Source organism: Vibrio sp. 1727, assembly GCF_033344415.1.
GTDB classification, from domain to species: Bacteria; Pseudomonadota; Gammaproteobacteria; order Enterobacterales; family Vibrionaceae; genus Vibrio; species Vibrio alginolyticus.
In genome coordinates, this window is sequence record NZ_JAWPOT010000329.1 from 1 (window position 1) to 659 (window position 659).

At 45.2% G+C, this 659-nt stretch carries 1 protein-coding gene; it reads left to right on the plus strand.

Annotated elements, in window-relative coordinates:
• Nucleotide 1: 1 nt before the first annotated feature.
• Nucleotides 2-659, plus strand: a 658-nt coding sequence (locus R8O10_RS25545) for a Crp/Fnr family transcriptional regulator (protein WP_318192000.1), incomplete at its 3' end; no start/stop codon positions are given.

Here is a 659-nt window from a genome sequence, read left to right on the forward strand (position 1 = left end):
TATCAAATCGTTGTTGCTGCAATGCCCTGTTTTAGCCGGTTTGCCAGTGGAAGGAATAAACGAAGCAGTACAAATCGTTCGCGCACGACACTTCGACGAAAAAGCACTCATTTGCAGTAAAGGCGCGCAGCACTCTTCATTGATGGTGATCGCCAAAGGATCTGTACGCGTTAACTCGATAAGTTCCAAAGGAAAAGAAGTCACCTTGATGATTTTCGAAACCGGAGGATGGTTTGGCGACAATGTATTTTCACCCGGTATGCCACGCATTTTCGGAGCAACGGCTCATACAGACGTAACCCTATTAGAGCTACCTGGCGATAAATTTCGGCAGTTGTTAGCCAAATATCCACAAAGCTACCCTGTGATTCTGGATTTGCTCAGCCGCAGATTATGGTCAGCTATTTCCGTTATCGAAGACGACGCCATTCGCGGTATAGAAGAGAGGATCGGCAGACGATTATTGCTTCTGGCAGAATATCAACATAACCGTCCTATAAGTGCCCAGTCTTGTGTAGTGAAAGTGACTCGTGAGCACATCGCCAACATGATGGGGCTAACACGACAAAGTGTTCATAAGGTACTAAAGAAATTGGAAAACTCGAACATTCTTAGGCTGCAATATGGCAGTATTACCATATTGAATCCGCTGAAAATGG